Below are 14,118 nucleotides of genomic sequence, written 5' to 3'. Positions count from 1 at the left end.
TTCGGGAAGTTAATCGCCGCCCGCCGCCGCGCATTACAGGGGCCCCAGAAAAAATTTCCCGGGGCCCCGGGCAGCGGAGCCTACCAACAAAAACGCCCCGCCTGGCCGAAGCCAAGCGGGGCATTTCCCTTCGGTCAAGCGGCTGGCGCCTACTGGAAATACTCCTTTACTTTCTCAAAGAATCCCTTCTCATTCTTGCCGGGATGCGGCACGAAATTCTGCGAGTCGCGCAGCTTTTCGAGCAGGTCGCGCTCCTCGTCGCTCACGCTTTTGGGCGTCCACACGTTCAGGTGGATGAGCTGGTCGCCGCGGCCGTAGCCGTTCAGGTCCTTGATGCCCTTGCCGCGCAGGCGCAGGATTTTGCCCGGCTGGGTGCCGGGGTCAACCTTAATTTTCACTTTGCCCTCGATGGTGGGCACTTCCAGGTTAGCGCCCAGGGCAGCGTCCACGAACGAGATGTACTGCTCGAACATGATGTTATTGCCGTCGCGCTTCAGGAATTCGTGCGGCTCCTCCTCAATCTGAATCAGTAGGTCGCCGGGCACGCCGCCGCGCTCGGGGAAGTTGCCTTTGCCGTTCATGCTCAGCTGCATGTCGTTGGCCACACCGGCGGGAATGTTGATCGGAATTACTTCCTCGTGCAACTGGCGGCCTTCGCCCTTGCATACGTCGCAGGTGGTTGTAATGGTTTTGCCCTCGCCGTGGCAGGTAGGGCAGGTGCTGCTGCTCATCATCTGGCCCAGCATGGTGTTCACCACCTTTTTCACCTGGCCCTGGCCCTGGCAGGTAGCGCAGGTTTTTAGCTCGGTGCCGTTTTTGGCGCCGCTGCCGCCGCAGGGCTGGCAGGCCACGTAGCGCTTTACCTTAATTTTTTTCTCGACGCCGTTGGCCACTTCCTCCAGGTCAAGCTTCAGCTTAATGCGCAGGTTTGAACCCTTCCGTGCGCGCTTGCCGCCGCCCTGGCGCCCGCCGAAAAAGCCCTCAAACCCGCCGCCGCCGCCACCGAAGATGTCGCCGAACTGCGAGAAGATATCGTCCATGTTCGGGGCCCCGCCGCCGCCCTGCTGGTGGCCAAAGCGGTCGTAGCGTGCCCGTTTATCGGCGTTGCTCAGCACTTCGTACGCCTCGGCCGCCTCCTTGAACTTGTCCTCGGCCGAGGGGTCGTCGGGGTTTTTGTCCGGGTGGTACTTGATGGCCATCTTGCGGTACGCCGACTTAATCTCGTCGCCGGCCGCGTTGCGGGTCACGCCCAATACTTCGTAATAATCCAGCTTCGTTGCCATCTTTTCTATTAATATTCACTGCTGACCGCCGCGCGGGACCTACCAAAGCACCCTTCCCACTGACCAGTTAAATCAGTTGATTTACTGCCGCGGGGAAGGCACTTCGACAAACTCCGCACGCTGGCCTTTTCTGATAATTTATCTTCTACTGTCCCAGCACTACTTTGGCGTGGCGAATCACCTTGTCGCCCAAGTAATAGCCTTTTTCTACTTCGTCAACAATCTTGCCGCGCAAATCGTCGCTCGGGGCCGGAATTTGGGTGATGGCCTCGTGCAGGTCAGCGTCAAAGTCGCCGCCCTTCACCTCCATCGGCGTTAAGCCCTTCTGCTGCAAGGTTTTGCCGAGCTTGTTGTAGATGATGGCAATGCTCTCACGCACGGCGTCGGCGTCGGTAGTGGTGAGGGTGGCGGCGCGGGCCCGCTCGAAGTCATCGAGCACGGGCAGCAGGGCCGTCATCAGCTCCTGGTTAGCGGTTTTGAACAGTTCGATGCGCTCCTTGGTGGTGCGGCGCTTGTAGTTCTCAAACTCGGCGGCCTGGCGCAAGTATTTGTCTTTAAGGTCGGCCAGCTCGGCACCAGCGGCGCTGGCATCGGGGGTTTCGCCGTCGGCCATTCCGCCAGCAGTGTGGGCGGGGTCAGCGGTCAGGTTGTCGTCCTGGGGCAGGTTGTTATCGTTGGCCATTATCGGAAATATGCGTCGGAATGGGTTTTCACGGGGTTGGGCCTTGCGGCATTTGACCCGGCGCAAGGAGTTTGCCAAAGGGCCCGCGGCTGCCAGTTTGGCACGGCCCGCGCGGCCGGCCCGTACCCAAACCGGGTCCCCAATCCGTACATTGAGCCGGCAATAAGCTGCCGCATTACCCCGCTACTCCATTCCGTTAGGGCAGTTTCCGTGTATGCGTGTACAGTTAGAAATTAAGTACTCACGCATGAGTAAGCGTATTGAATTGAACGTCATGCTGAGCGCAGTCGAAGCATCTCTACCTCGTAAGTAAATAATTACTATTGCGGTAGGAATGCTTCGACTGCGCTCAGCATGACCGCCTTTTTTGCTACGGTTACTTTTGCGCGACTACTTAGAAACAATAATTTAAACACTTGAAAGTGAGACTTTTAATTTATTGTTTATAATTTTTAATTAATGTCGAAGGTGTACATAAACCTGAGAACTACTATAGGTCCTTCCCCATGCCTCCCATTCCGTCCCTTACTTGCGTTGTTGTTGACGATAACGAAATGAACCGGCTCACGCTGGAGCACTTAATCGAGCTAACGGACGGGCTTGCGCTGGTGGCGTCGCTGGGCGACGCGGTGGGGGCTCTGGACTTTTTGCGGCGCCATCCGCCGGTCGATTTGCTGCTGCTCGACATCGAAATGCCCCACCTCTCGGGCCTGGAGCTGGCGCGCATCCTGCCCCCGCCCCAGCCCGAAATCATCCTCGTCACCTCGCACCGCGACTTCGCCGTGGAAGCCTTTGCCCTGCACGTGGCCGACTACCTGGTGAAGCCCGTGGAGCCCGCCCGCTTCCAGCAGGCCGTGCGCCGCGCCGCCGCCCGCCGCACCGCGCCCCCCGCGGCCACGGCCGAGCTGCCGGCCCCCAACGACCACGACCAGCACCTGTTTGTGAAGGTGAACAACAAGCTTGTGCGCCTCGATTTTGCCGACGTGCTGTTCATCGAAGCCCTTTCCACCTACTCGGTGCTAGTGACGGCCACGCAGAGGCACATCGTGTACGCCACCCTCAAGGCCTTGGGCGAGCGGCTGCCTTTCGGGCATTTTCAGCGCGTGCACCGCTCCTACATCGTCAACACCCAGCGCATCGACGCCATGGAGGACCACCTGCTGCACCTGGGGCCCTACGAGGTACCGGTGGGCAAGTCGTACCAAGATGCCTTTTACCGCAGCCTGCGCAACTTGTAGGGCCCCAGCGGGCCGGTGAGCGCGGGCCCCGCACCCGTACACGCCGGCTATTGGCGCAGGGCAAGGCCACGCGGGCAGCGGCGGCGGTACCAAGGGCAGCAGGCGCTGGGCCGCCCACTCCAGCCGCTGCGCGCTGCATGGCATTTTTTTCGTACAATTGCTCGTTCAAAAATAAGTCTACTCCAAATTATCCCGTTTTCAGTAGGTCATCCCTCAGCCAACGTGGGCCGGGCCGGCCTTAGGCGGGCAACTCCGCGGACAGCTCGGCAGGCAGCTCGCCCAAGGCTCGCTCCACGGCGGCCAGCAGGACAGCCAGAGCCTGGGCGCGGGCGTCTGGAGCCGCTGCGGGGTCTGGGTCGGTGGGGCGGGCGATGAGCAGGGCCACGGCTGCCGCGGGCCGGGTAATGCCCAAGGCCAGCAGGTTGGGCTTGATGTGGTGCACCACCCGGGCCACCTGCGGCCAGTCGTGGGCGGCGGCGGCGGCGCGCAGCTCCGCCAGGCTGATGGGCGCGTTGGCCAGGAACGAGCGAATGATTTTCAGCACAAACGGGGCGCGGCCCTGGGCCAGGCGGCGCAGGTGCGCCAGGTCGTAGGCCGGGGCCGGCGGCGGCAGCAGGGCCACCATTTTGTGGTACAGGATGGCCTCGTCGTAGGGCTTGGCCAGGTAGTCGTTGAAGCCAGCCGCCAGGTAGCGTTCCCCATCGGCCCGAAAGGCGTTGGCGGTGAGAGCAATGACGGGCGTGGCGGCCCGCTGCGGGTCGGGTAGCTGGCGCAGGCGGGCCGTGGCGTCCACCCCGCTTAGGCCCGGCAGCTGAATGTCCATCAGCACCACATCATAGGGGGCGGCGGCCAGCCGGGCCAGGGCAGCGGCTCCGTCGGCCACCTCGTCGAGCAGCGCGCCCCACGGTTCCAGCAGCATCCGCACCACGGTGCGGCTGATTTCGTTGTCCTCCACCAGCAGTACCCGCGCGCCAGCCAGGCGGCCGGTGTCGTACGACACGGGGCCCCCGGCCGGGGCCAGGGCAGGCACCGCCGCCCGGGGCAGCACCAGCGTGAAGGCGAAGGTGCTACCCACGCCCGGCGCGCTGGCCAGCGTGAGGGCCCCGCCCATTTGCTCCACCAGGGCCCGCGAGATGCTCAGGCCCAGGCCGGTACCGCCGTGGCGGCGGGTAGTGTCGGCCTGGGCCTGGGCGAAGTTCTCGAACACCAGGGCCTGCTTGCCAGGGGAAATGCCGGGGCCGGTATCGGCCACGCTGAAGTACACAGTCACGGTAGCGGCCGTTTCGCCCACCTGTTCGCTTTTCACCGTTACGCTGCCCTGCTCGGTAAATTTCACGGCGTTGCTCACCAGGTTGAGCATAATTTGGACGAGCCGGTGCGGATCGCCCACCACCCACGGCAGGGGGCAGCTCGCACGCAAAGGCCGGGCCTGGAAGGCCAGCCCTTTCTCCCGGGCCTGCGCGGCTAAGGGTTGCAGGGCCTCGCCCATGGCGTCGCACAGGTTGAAAGCGATTTGCTCCAGCTCTAGCTTACCAGCCGTGATTTTGGCCATGTCGAGCACATCGTTGAGCACCACCAGCAGGTGTTGGCCCGACGTGCGAATGAAGCGCACCAGCTCCTGCTGGCGCGCGTCGAGGCGGGTTTTGGCCAGCTGGGCCGTTATACCCAGCACCCCGTTCATGGGCGTGCGGATTTCGTGGCTCATGTTGGCCAGGAAGTTCTCGCGAGCGCGGGCGGTGGCTTCGGCCTCCTTCCGGGCCCGCTGGGTGGCCTGCTCGGCCAGCACCCGGCCCGTAATGTCGTGGGCGTGCGAAATGATGTAGGGGGCCTGCCCGGCTTCGCGCACCACCACGCTGCGGTACAGCAGGTGGTGCACCCCCCCGGGGCCCTGCACCTGTACCACGCCTTCGGCCTCGCCGGCGGCCGGCGTGGCGGCAATGCGGCCCAGGTACCGGGCAAAGACGAGCCGGTCGTCGGCCAGCAGGAACGTGGCCACGGGCTGGCCAGGCAAGGCCTCGGTGGGCACCCCCAGCAGGTCGGCCAGCATGGGGTTGGCCGAGAGCAGGGTACCTCTCAGGTCGCAGGTAAAAATGAGGGCTTGGGCGTAGTGCATCAGGTCGCGGTAGCGCTTTTCGCTGCGCTCCAGCGTGTACTGGGCTTGCTTGAGGGCCGTAATGTCGGTGCTCACGCCCAGCACGTGCACCGCGCCGTCGGGGCGCAGCAGCGGGCGCTTCACGGTGTGGTACCAGCGCACCTCACCCGAGGGCAGCGTCATGCAGTCTTCGGCCACCATTTCCTGCCCGTTCTGCACCACGCGGGCATCGTCGGCAGCGTAGGCGCGCCGCTCGCCGGCCGCCACGCTGCCCGGCACCAGGGCGTGGCGGGGCACTATTTCGGCGCGCAAAAGCTGGCAGGCCTGGTTCTGAAACAGCACGTTCTGGTCCAGGTCGCGGACGTAGATAACATTGGGCGTAGTGTCGAGCACCAGGGCGGTAAACGCCTGCTGCTCGCGCAGTTGGGCCTCGGCCTGCACCCGGGCGGTAATATCGGCGTTGTAGGCAATGATGAATTCCAGGGCCCCCGCCGCGCCAAACACGGGCTGGTAGTAGCGCAGGAAATGGCTCACGCGCCCGTCGGGCTCAGTGTACGCTTCCTGCCATTCGAGGGCCCGGCGCTCGGCCACGGCCTGCGCCATCAGCCTGTGGCGGCGGGTAGCCACTTCGGGCAGACGGCCCATGAAACCGGCCGTATCCAGCATGGTTTTACCCAGCCACTGCCGGCGCTCGGCCTCGTCGGGCACGCTGCGGGCGTTGAGGTAGCGGTAGCGCTGGTCGGCCCCAAACACGGCCACCTGGCTAGGCAGCTCGTCCAGCACCCGCTCGTAAAATTCCTGCTGCTCAATCATTTGCCGCTCGGCTTTGTGGCGAGCCGTTACGTCAATCAAGTAGGCGCTTACGTACCCCGTGGCGGCCAATGGCACCAGCGACACTTGCAGCCCATGAGATTCGTAGTACAGCTCCGTTTGGTGCGGGCGGCCGTCGCGCAGGCTCTGGACGGCCAGCGCCCGCAGCTGTGCCCGCAGCCCCGCCGCCGCCACGGGCCCCAGCTGGTGGCGCAGGCGCACGGCGGCGGGGTTGGCGTAGGTGCGCTCACCGGCAGCGTTGTAGCGCAGCACGGGGTTGGGGTTTTGGTCGGACAAGGCCGCGCCCAGGCTCAACTGGTGGCTAGTGGCCTGGGCCTCCCGCAGCGCCGCTTCCAGCGCCCGGATGCGGGCCCGGGCCGCGGCAAGGGGCGACGAAGCGACGGAAGCAGCAGGCATGGGGCGGCGGGTTAGCAGGCAATAAAGTTACGCCGCCGACTTGCGGCGCAGAGACCCTGGCAGCCAAAACGTTGCGCAGGCACTACGCGCCAGATTACCGCAGGGCGCTACCCCGCGTGCAGGGCCTGCCAAATCATGTCCTTCAGCGGCTGAATGTTCTTGTTAGTCAGGCTGGAAATGAACACCGTGGGCGGCAAATCGGTGGGCAGCGAGGCGCGCATTTCGACCTCCAGCTCCTCATCGAGCATGTCAGTTTTGGTGATGGCCAGCAGCCGCGTTTTGTCGAGCAGCTCGGGGTTGAATTGGCGCAGCTCGCCCAGCAGCACCTGGTACTCGGCGGCGATGTCGGGGCTGTCGCAGGCTATCATGAAGAGCAGCATGGAGTTGCGCTCGATGTGGCGTAAAAAGCGCGTGCCCAGGCCCCGGCCCTCGGCCGCGCCCTCGATGATGCCGGGAATGTCGGCCATCACGAACGACTTGTAGTCGCGGTAGGCCACTACGCCCAGGTTGGGCACGAGGGTGGTGAAGGCGTAATCAGCAATTTTGGGCTTGGCCGCCGACACCACCGAGAGCAGCGTGCTTTTGCCGGCGTTGGGAAATCCCACCAGGCCCACGTCGGCCAACAGCTTCAGCTCCAGCACCACCAGGGCCTCCACGGCCGGCTCGCCGGGCTGGGCGTACTCGGGGGCCTGGTTGGTGGAGGTCTTGAAGTGGTCGTTGCCCAGGCCGCCGCGCCCGCCGGGCACCAGAATCAGGCGCTGGCCCTGCTCCGTGATTTCGAGCAGCTGCTCGCCGGTTTCGGCGCTGCGGGCCACCGTGCCGAGGGGCACTTGCAGCACAATATCGGCCCCCTGGGCTCCGGAGCGGAGGTTCTCGCCGCCGCCTTCGCCGTCCTTGGCAAACACGTGCTTTTGGTACTGCAAGTGCAGCAGCGTCCAGAGCTGCGAGTTACCCTCCAGGATGATGTGGCCGCCGCGGCCGCCGTCGCCACCGTCGGGGCCCCCGTTGGGCAGGCCCTTGGCGCGGAAGAAGTGGTGCGAGCCGGCCCCGCCCTTGCCCGAGCGGCAAACCAGTTTAACGTAGTCGATGAAGTTATTAGAAGCCACAGTGGTAAGTATGAGTTTTGAATTATGCGTTATGAGTTGGCTATAGGCCAATAAATAAATGAGTTATGAGTTTCGGGCATATGGGCCGAAACTCATAACTCATAATCTTTAACTCATAACTAGCGCAGTGCTACGCCTGCACCTACTTGGTGGCCGCAGCCGGGGTTTTGCCAGCGGCCGTCTGGTGCTGGTCGATAACGGCGCACACCTGGCCAAAAATGTCGTCAATGCCTCCAATGCCGTTGAGGGCGTGGAACTTGTGCTGGGCGGCGTAGTAGCCGGCTACCTGGGCGGTTTCGGTGTTGTACACCATCACGCGGCGCCGGATCTTGGTTTCGTCTTGGTCGTCGGGGCGGTTGCTGGTTTTGCCCCGCTCCAGCAGGCGCGCCACCAGCTCCTCCTCCCCTACTTCCAGCGCCACCATGCAGCCGATGGTAGCCTGGTGCTGAGCCAGCAGCTGGTCAAGGCGCTCGGCCTGCGGCACGGTGCGCGGGAAGCCGTCAAAGATGAAGCCCGCGGCAGCTTTGTTGTCGTTCAGGGCACTGTCAATCATACCAATCACGACTTCGTCGGGCACCAGCAGGCCTTCGTCCATCAGTTTTTTGGCGCGCAGGCCAAGCTCCGTGCCCTGGGCAATCTGGGCCCGCAGCAGGTCGCCGGTGCTTAGGTGCACGAGGTGGTAATGGGCGATGAGCTTTTGGCTCTGGGTGCCTTTGCCCGCACCGGGCGGGCCGAACAGTACGATATTCAGCATGAAAACGGGGGCTGGGCGCAAACGCGCCGGGTGGGTTGGTGGGGGAAGTTAATCAATCCTTAACAAAGGCAGCCAGCCAGGGGCCCTACGCGGCCACGTACACTTCGGGCAGGTTGCGGCCCAGCCCGTCGTAGTCAAGGCCATAGCCCACCACGAAATCGTTGGGAATTTCCAGGGCGACGTAGTTTAGCGTCAGCTCGTGGCGCAGGCTGGCGGGCTTAAAAAACAGGGCGGCAATTTCCATCGAAGCGGGGTTTTTGGCCAGCAGCGTGGGCAGCAGGTGGTGCAGGGTGGTACCCGTGTCCACAATGTCTTCCACCAAAATCAGGTCGCGCCCCTGCACGTCTTCGCGCAGGCCCAGGATTTCCTGCACCTGCCCGGTACTGCTCGTGCCTTCGTACGAGGCTACCCGGATGAAAACGATTTCGCAGTCGCCACTGAAGCGCTTAAGCAAATCGGAGGCGAACATGAACCCCCCCGTGAGCACCACCACGAACAAGGGCCGGCGGCCGGCGTAGTCGGCGCTAAGGCGACCAGCCAGCGCCTCGACGGCCGCGGCCAATTCAGCGGCCGATAAATACGGGCGAAACGCTTTGTCGTGGAGGGTAATGTTGGGGGACGAGCCCATGCGGTGCGGGGAAAAATGGAACCGCAAAGCTACTGTCATAACCACGGATTTATCGGATCAGGCGGATGGATTGGATTTTGGGGACGATTGGCCGGCGGTGGCTAGGGCCCCCGGGGCGGGGCCGCGCCGGGCTGCCGGCTTTTCGCCGGCTGCCCGGTAATCGTCGGGGGCTCTGCGCTTAGTTCTGAGGTGCTGTCTCGTGCTTTTCGTTGGCTACCTGGCAAATTTTGGCAGCCTTATTGGCTACGCTTGGATGCGGAGCAACGGCAACCTATACTCATTACGAAGTAGGGTACGGGGCTTGCCCCCGCCCGTCGTTGAACGAAAGCCGGCTGAACCGTTCAAGGACGGGCGGGGGCAAGCCCCGTGCCCTACTTCGTTTTCGCATTCCACTTCGTGGGCAGTATAACGGTTACCGGGCAGCCGGCGAAAAGCCGGCAGCCCGGGCCGACCAACTATCGCGGCCAGGGCCCCGGCCACCGCTGGCCAATCGTTCCCAGAATCCGACCCATCCGCCTGATCCGATAAATCCGTGGTTATGACCTACTCCCGGTGAAAGGCCGTCCGTAGCAGGCGGGCCGCAGCGGGCACCAGCGTCTCGGAGTAGCGCACGTGGGGGCGGAAGGCTTGCTCGAAGCGCGGCGGCGCGGGGGCAGGCGCGGCGGCCCCGGGGCCCCCGGCGTGCTCGGCAATATGCGGGGCGATGACCAGCGACACGATGCTCATGAGCTTGATGAGGATGTTCATGCTGGGCCCCGACGTGTCCTTGAACGGGTCGCCCACGGTGTCGCCGGTCACGGAGGCCTTGTGGGCGTCGGAGCCTTTGTACTGCATCACGCCGTCGATGAGCACGCCTTTCTCGAACGACTTCTTAGCGTTGTCCCAGGCCCCGCCGGCGTTGCTCTGGAAAATGGCCATCAACACGCCGCTTACCGTGACGCCCGCCAGCAGGCCGCCCAGCACTTTCGGGCCGAACAGAAAGCCCACGAGGATGGGCGAGAGCAGGGCAATGGCCCCGGGCAAAATCATCTCGCGGATGGCGGCGGCGGTCGAGATGGCCACGCACTTCTCGTACTCGGGCCGGGCCGTGCCCTCCATGATGCCCGGAATCTCGCGGAACTGGCGGCGCACCTCCTGCACCATCGCCATCGCGGCGCGGCCCACAGCAGCAATGGCCAGGCCCGAAAAGATGAACGGAATCATGGCCCCCACGAACAAGCCCGCCAGTACGTCGGCGTTGCTGATATCAATCGTATCGATGTGCGCCGTGCCCATAAACGCCGCGAACAAGGCCAGCGATGTGAGGGCTGCCGAGGCGATGGCAAAGCCCTTGCCCGTGGCCGCCGTGGTGTTGCCCACCGCATCCAGGATGTCGGTGCGCTCGCGCACTTCCTTGGGCAGCTCGCTCATCTCGGCAATGCCGCCGGCGTTGTCGGCAATGGGCCCGAAGGCGTCGATGGCCAGCTGCATAGCTGTGGTGGCCATCATGCCGGCCGCCGCAATGGCCACGCCGTACAGGCCCGCCGCCCGGAAGCTGAGCACAATGCCCGCCGCCAGTACCAGAATGGGCAGCACCGTGCTTTCCATGCCCACGGCCAAGCCCCCAATTACGGTGGTGGCGTGGCCCGTACTGCTTTGCTGCACAATGCTCATCACCGGGCGCTTGCCCATGGCGGTGTAGTATTCGGTGATGATGCTCATGAGCGTACCCACGCCCAGGCCCACCAGCACGGCGTAGAATACATGCAGCGCGTCGAACGTCACCCCGCGGATGGTGAGGGCCCCGGCGGGCAGAATCCACACGATGAGGCCGTAAGAGGCCACGGCCGACACGGCGACCGCGATGTAGTTGCCCGTATTCAGGGCCCCCTGCACGTTGCCGCCCTCCTTCACCCGCACGCACAAAATGCCGACGAGCGAGGCCAGAATGCCCATGCCGGCAATGGCCATCGGCAGGAAAATGGGCGACAGGCCCCCAAACTGATCGGCGCTGCCCAGCTGCACCTCACGCCCCAGCACCATCGTGGCCAGGATAGTGGCCACGTAGGAACCAAACAAATCGGCCCCCATGCCGGCCACGTCGCCCACGTTATCGCCCACGTTGTCGGCAATGGTAGCGGGGTTGCGCGGGTCATCCTCCGGAATGCCCGCCTCGACTTTGCCCACGAGGTCGGCCCCCACGTCGGCCGCTTTGGTGTAGATGCCGCCGCCCACGCGGGCAAACAGGGCGATGCTCTCAGCCCCAAGCGAGAAGCCGGTGAGGACCTCCAGGGCCTTTTCCATTTCCTGCCCGTTGGCCAGTCCGCTGGGTACGAACATTTTATAAAACACAATGAACAGCGACCCTAGGCCCAGCACGGCCAGACCGGCCACCCCCATTCCCATCACCGAGCCGCCCGAAAACGACACGTTCAGGGCCGTGGCCAGGCTGGTGCGGGCCGCCTGGGCGGTGCGCACATTGGCCTTGGTGGCAATTTTCATCCCGATAAAGCCCGCCAGCGCCGAAAACACGCCCCCAATCAAGAAGGCAATAACAATGACTGGACTGGAGTTGCCGCTGGTAATGCCCAGGTAAAACAGGAAGACCCCGGCAATCAATCCAAACAGGGCCAGCACTTTGTATTCGGCCCGCAAAAATGCAACGGCCCCATCGGCGATGTAGCCGGCAATGGTAGTCATGCGCTCATTGCCAGCGTCTTGGCGGGCTACCCAGCCGGCTCGCACCCAGGTGTAAATAAGCGCAAACACGCCCAGCGCGGGCACCGCGTAGAGGTAAGGGGTCATACCGGCAGGAAGTAGGTGGGAATAAAAAGAGGTGCCGGTAAATGTAGGCAAGTATTACAGCTCGCACAACAGCACCTGGTAGAGGGCCAACATACTGGCAATGTCGCGCTTGTCCACCAGCTCGTCGGGGGTGTGCACGTGGTCTTCGGGGGCCCCCACGAAGCACCAGTCCCAGGGCTGGGCGGCGCGCTGCAGCTCCTTGGCATCGGAGCCGCCGATGTCTTCTACCTCCAGCTGCACCGCAATGCCCGCTCGCGCGGCAATGGCCCGGATGCGGTCCACATAAGTGCGGCGCGGGATGAGCGAGTCGCGCAGCGAAATCACGCAGCCCTGGCCCAGGTGCACACCCTCGGTCACCCACGTGATGTCGCAGATCAGGGCCTGGCGCACGCCGTAGTGGTCGTAGATGTACTGGGCCAGGAACGGCACTGTGCCGCCGCCGTGCTCCTCGCCGCACGAAAAAGCGATGATGCCGTGCTCCAGCGTCTCGCACAGGCGCAGGGCAGTCCACACCCCCAGGCGGTTGTCGAGGTAGCAGCTTTGCACCGTGGCGTCGGTTTCGCGGAAGTCGCAGCGGAACGTCAGCTCGGTGCCGCGGGGCAGCTCGCGGCTGAACTCGTAGCCCAGGGTTTCGGTTTCCTCGTTGATGGTCAGCGCGCAATCAATCTCCCCTTCCGCATCGTGGCCCACCAGGCGGTAACCGGCCTGGGTTTCGGGCCCCCCAATGGCCACCAGCTGCCGGCCGTAGCGCACCATGAAGCCGATGCTGTCGAGGTGCGCAAACACGGCCGTGCGCGGCTGCCCAAACACCAGCACCACGCAGTCCTGGAAGCCTTCGCCGGCCAACACCCGGGGCTGGTGCTGCCATTTGGCTTGGTTTTGTTGCACGTAATCAAGCACAAAGGCCGTCATCGGATCTTCGTGGCCGGACGGCGCCGCGAGGCGGCACAGGGTTTCGAGCAGTTGCATGAGCTAGGAGAAAGTATCCCAAAGCTAGGCCAGAGTCCGTACTTTAGGGGCCCCGCCGCCGCCGCACGGCTTGCCCGGGGCCCTATTCCTCCGCTTTTTTCTATGGTTCGATTGCTTTTCTGTTGGGGCTTGCTGCTGCTGGGCCCACTGGTGGCCCGGGCGCAAACGGCCGACACGGTTCGCCGCCGCGGCACCATGCGCGTGGTGCACCTCGATAGCGTGGCCGTAGCCCCCCAGGCCATCGACACCAAGGGCTGGCTGCTACTCAATAAGGACATCCAGCAGGAGCTCGACGGGGCCGTGCACAACCTCTACAACTTCAAGTACGACCGCGCCGAAAAGCAGTTCCGCTCCCTCAAGCGGCGCTACCCCGAGCACCCCCTCGCCTACCTCATGCTGGGCCTGAACACGTGGTGGAAAATCCGCCCCACCAGCTTCCAGACCAAAATTTACGACCGCCCCTTTTTTGCTTACATGGACTCGGCTATCACCAAGGCCGAGACCTTGTACAAGGCTGATAAGCAGAACTACGAAGCCACGTTTTTCCTGGCGGCGGCCTACGGCTTCAGTGCCCGCCTGCACGCCGAGCGCCACGACTGGCGCCTGGCCACCGTCGACAGCAAGCGGGCCCTGAACTACCTGCAAAAAAGCCAGGAAGCCAACGGCCTCAGCCCAGAATTCCTGTTCGGCCAGGCCTTGTTTAACTACTACGCCGTCTGGATCCCCAACAACTACCCGCTGCTGCGGCCGGTCCTGCTGTTCTTCCCCAAGGGCAACAAAGAATTGGGCCTCCAGCAGTTACGTACCGTGGCCACCACCGGCTTCTACACCGCCACCGAGGCCAAGGTGTTCCTGATGGGCATCCTCAAAAACGAGGAAGGCAACGGGGCCGACGCCCTGCCCGTGGCCAAGCAGCTGGCCGCCACCTTCCCCGACAACGGCTACTTCCAGCGCTTCTATGCCCTACTGGCCTACGACCAGGGCGAGTTCGTGGAGTGCGAGCGGGTGAGCAAGGAAATCCTGGAGAAAATCAGCCAGGGCCTGCCTGGCTACGAGGCCATCAGCGGGCGCTACGCCAGCTACTTCCTCGGCTACCTCATGCAGTACCGCTACCGCGACCCGGCCAAGGCCCGCGACTACTACCAGCGCTGCATCGTATTTTCGGAAAGCAGCGGCGACACCAGCGGCGGCTTCTACCTGTTTGCCAACGCTAACCTGGCCCGCCTCGCCGATAAAGGACGTGAAATAGCCACCGCCCGGCGCTACTATACCGTTGTGAAAGACATTGCCGACCGCAAATCGGAGCAGTATAAAGAAGCCAGCGCCTGGCTAAAAAAGAACAAGAGCTAAGCCGA

Annotated in this window: 10 protein-coding genes; 2 read left to right on the top strand and 8 right to left on the bottom strand. The window is 63.7% G+C overall.

Going from position 1 to position 14,118, the window contains the following annotated elements; translation table 11 throughout:
* Nucleotides 1-149: 149 nt before the first annotated feature.
* On the bottom strand, nucleotides 150-1,283 hold the full coding sequence (gene dnaJ / locus DDQ68_RS20425; protein WP_109657954.1) for a molecular chaperone DnaJ: 1,134 nt from the start codon (nucleotides 1,281-1,283) through the stop codon (nucleotides 150-152).
* Nucleotides 1,284-1,428: 145 nt separating this feature from the next.
* A complete protein-coding gene (locus tag DDQ68_RS20420; RefSeq protein ID WP_109657953.1) occupies nucleotides 1,429-1,965 on the bottom strand; it encodes a nucleotide exchange factor GrpE in 537 nt (178 codons plus the stop codon).
* Between the two features lie 506 nt (nucleotides 1,966-2,471).
* Between DDQ68_RS20420 and DDQ68_RS20415 the strand changes: the two genes are divergently transcribed.
* Entirely contained in the window at nucleotides 2,472-3,203 is a 732-nt protein-coding gene (locus DDQ68_RS20415; RefSeq protein ID WP_109657952.1) for a LytR/AlgR family response regulator transcription factor, read from the top strand.
* A 238-nt stretch (nucleotides 3,204-3,441) separates the two neighbouring features.
* On the opposite strand, the gene DDQ68_RS20410 is transcribed toward DDQ68_RS20415, so the two are convergent.
* The 6 genes from DDQ68_RS20410 to DDQ68_RS20385 form a co-directional block, all read right to left on the bottom strand.
* Nucleotides 3,442-6,522, bottom strand: coding sequence for a PAS domain-containing hybrid sensor histidine kinase/response regulator (locus tag DDQ68_RS20410; RefSeq protein WP_109657951.1), 3,081 nt, complete (start codon nucleotides 6,520-6,522; stop codon nucleotides 3,442-3,444).
* A gap of 107 nt (nucleotides 6,523-6,629) precedes the next feature.
* Nucleotides 6,630-7,628, bottom strand: a complete 999-nt coding sequence (obgE, locus tag DDQ68_RS20405; protein WP_109657950.1) for a GTPase ObgE — start codon at nucleotides 7,626-7,628, stop codon at nucleotides 6,630-6,632.
* Between the two features lie 142 nt (nucleotides 7,629-7,770).
* Entirely contained in the window at nucleotides 7,771-8,382 is a 612-nt protein-coding gene (locus DDQ68_RS20400) for an adenylate kinase (protein WP_109658537.1), read from the bottom strand.
* Between the two features lie 85 nt (nucleotides 8,383-8,467).
* A complete protein-coding gene (gene hpt, locus DDQ68_RS20395; RefSeq protein WP_109657949.1) occupies nucleotides 8,468-9,010 on the bottom strand; it encodes a hypoxanthine phosphoribosyltransferase in 543 nt (180 codons plus the stop codon).
* Between the two features lie 543 nt (nucleotides 9,011-9,553).
* Nucleotides 9,554-11,794 (bottom strand): sodium-translocating pyrophosphatase, encoded by a 2,241-nt coding sequence (locus tag DDQ68_RS20390; protein WP_109657948.1) that lies wholly within the window; start codon nucleotides 11,792-11,794, stop codon nucleotides 9,554-9,556.
* A 54-nt stretch (nucleotides 11,795-11,848) separates the two neighbouring features.
* The gene (locus DDQ68_RS20385) at nucleotides 11,849-12,763 is read right to left on the bottom strand and encodes a M20/M25/M40 family metallo-hydrolase (RefSeq protein WP_109657947.1); all 915 of its coding nucleotides are present in this window, start codon (nucleotides 12,761-12,763) and stop codon (nucleotides 11,849-11,851) included.
* A 102-nt stretch (nucleotides 12,764-12,865) separates the two neighbouring features.
* Between DDQ68_RS20385 and DDQ68_RS20380 the strand changes: the two genes are divergently transcribed.
* The gene (locus tag DDQ68_RS20380) at nucleotides 12,866-14,113 is read left to right on the top strand and encodes a tetratricopeptide repeat protein (protein WP_109657946.1); all 1,248 of its coding nucleotides are present in this window, start codon (nucleotides 12,866-12,868) and stop codon (nucleotides 14,111-14,113) included.
* Nucleotides 14,114-14,118: the final 5 nt, after the last annotated feature.

It is taken from the genome of Hymenobacter nivis (assembly GCF_003149515.1).
Classification (GTDB): domain Bacteria; phylum Bacteroidota; class Bacteroidia; order Cytophagales; family Hymenobacteraceae; genus Hymenobacter; species Hymenobacter nivis.
Note: the sequence above shows the minus strand (reverse complement) of the source record. Positions and strands in the feature narration are given on the sequence as shown.

Coding starts and splice junctions, on each gene's coding strand:
- DDQ68_RS20410 (WP_109657951.1), bottom strand. CDS start 6,522: ATGCCTGCTGCTTCCGTCGCTTCGTCGCCCCTTGCCGCGGCCCGGGCC.
- DDQ68_RS20385 (WP_109657947.1), bottom strand. CDS start 12,763: ATGCAACTGCTCGAAACCCTGTGCCGCCTCGCGGCGCCGTCCGGCCAC.
- hpt (WP_109657949.1), bottom strand. CDS start 9,010: ATGGGCTCGTCCCCCAACATTACCCTCCACGACAAAGCGTTTCGCCCG.
- DDQ68_RS20390 (WP_109657948.1), bottom strand. CDS start 11,794: ATGACCCCTTACCTCTACGCGGTGCCCGCGCTGGGCGTGTTTGCGCTT.
- DDQ68_RS20420 (WP_109657953.1), bottom strand. CDS start 1,965: ATGGCCAACGATAACAACCTGCCCCAGGACGACAACCTGACCGCTGAC.
- DDQ68_RS20380 (WP_109657946.1), top strand. CDS start 12,866: ATGGTTCGATTGCTTTTCTGTTGGGGCTTGCTGCTGCTGGGCCCACTG.
- DDQ68_RS20400 (WP_109658537.1), bottom strand. CDS start 8,382: ATGCTGAATATCGTACTGTTCGGCCCGCCCGGTGCGGGCAAAGGCACC.
- dnaJ (WP_109657954.1), bottom strand. CDS start 1,283: ATGGCAACGAAGCTGGATTATTACGAAGTATTGGGCGTGACCCGCAAC.
- DDQ68_RS20415 (WP_109657952.1), top strand. CDS start 2,472: ATGCCTCCCATTCCGTCCCTTACTTGCGTTGTTGTTGACGATAACGAA.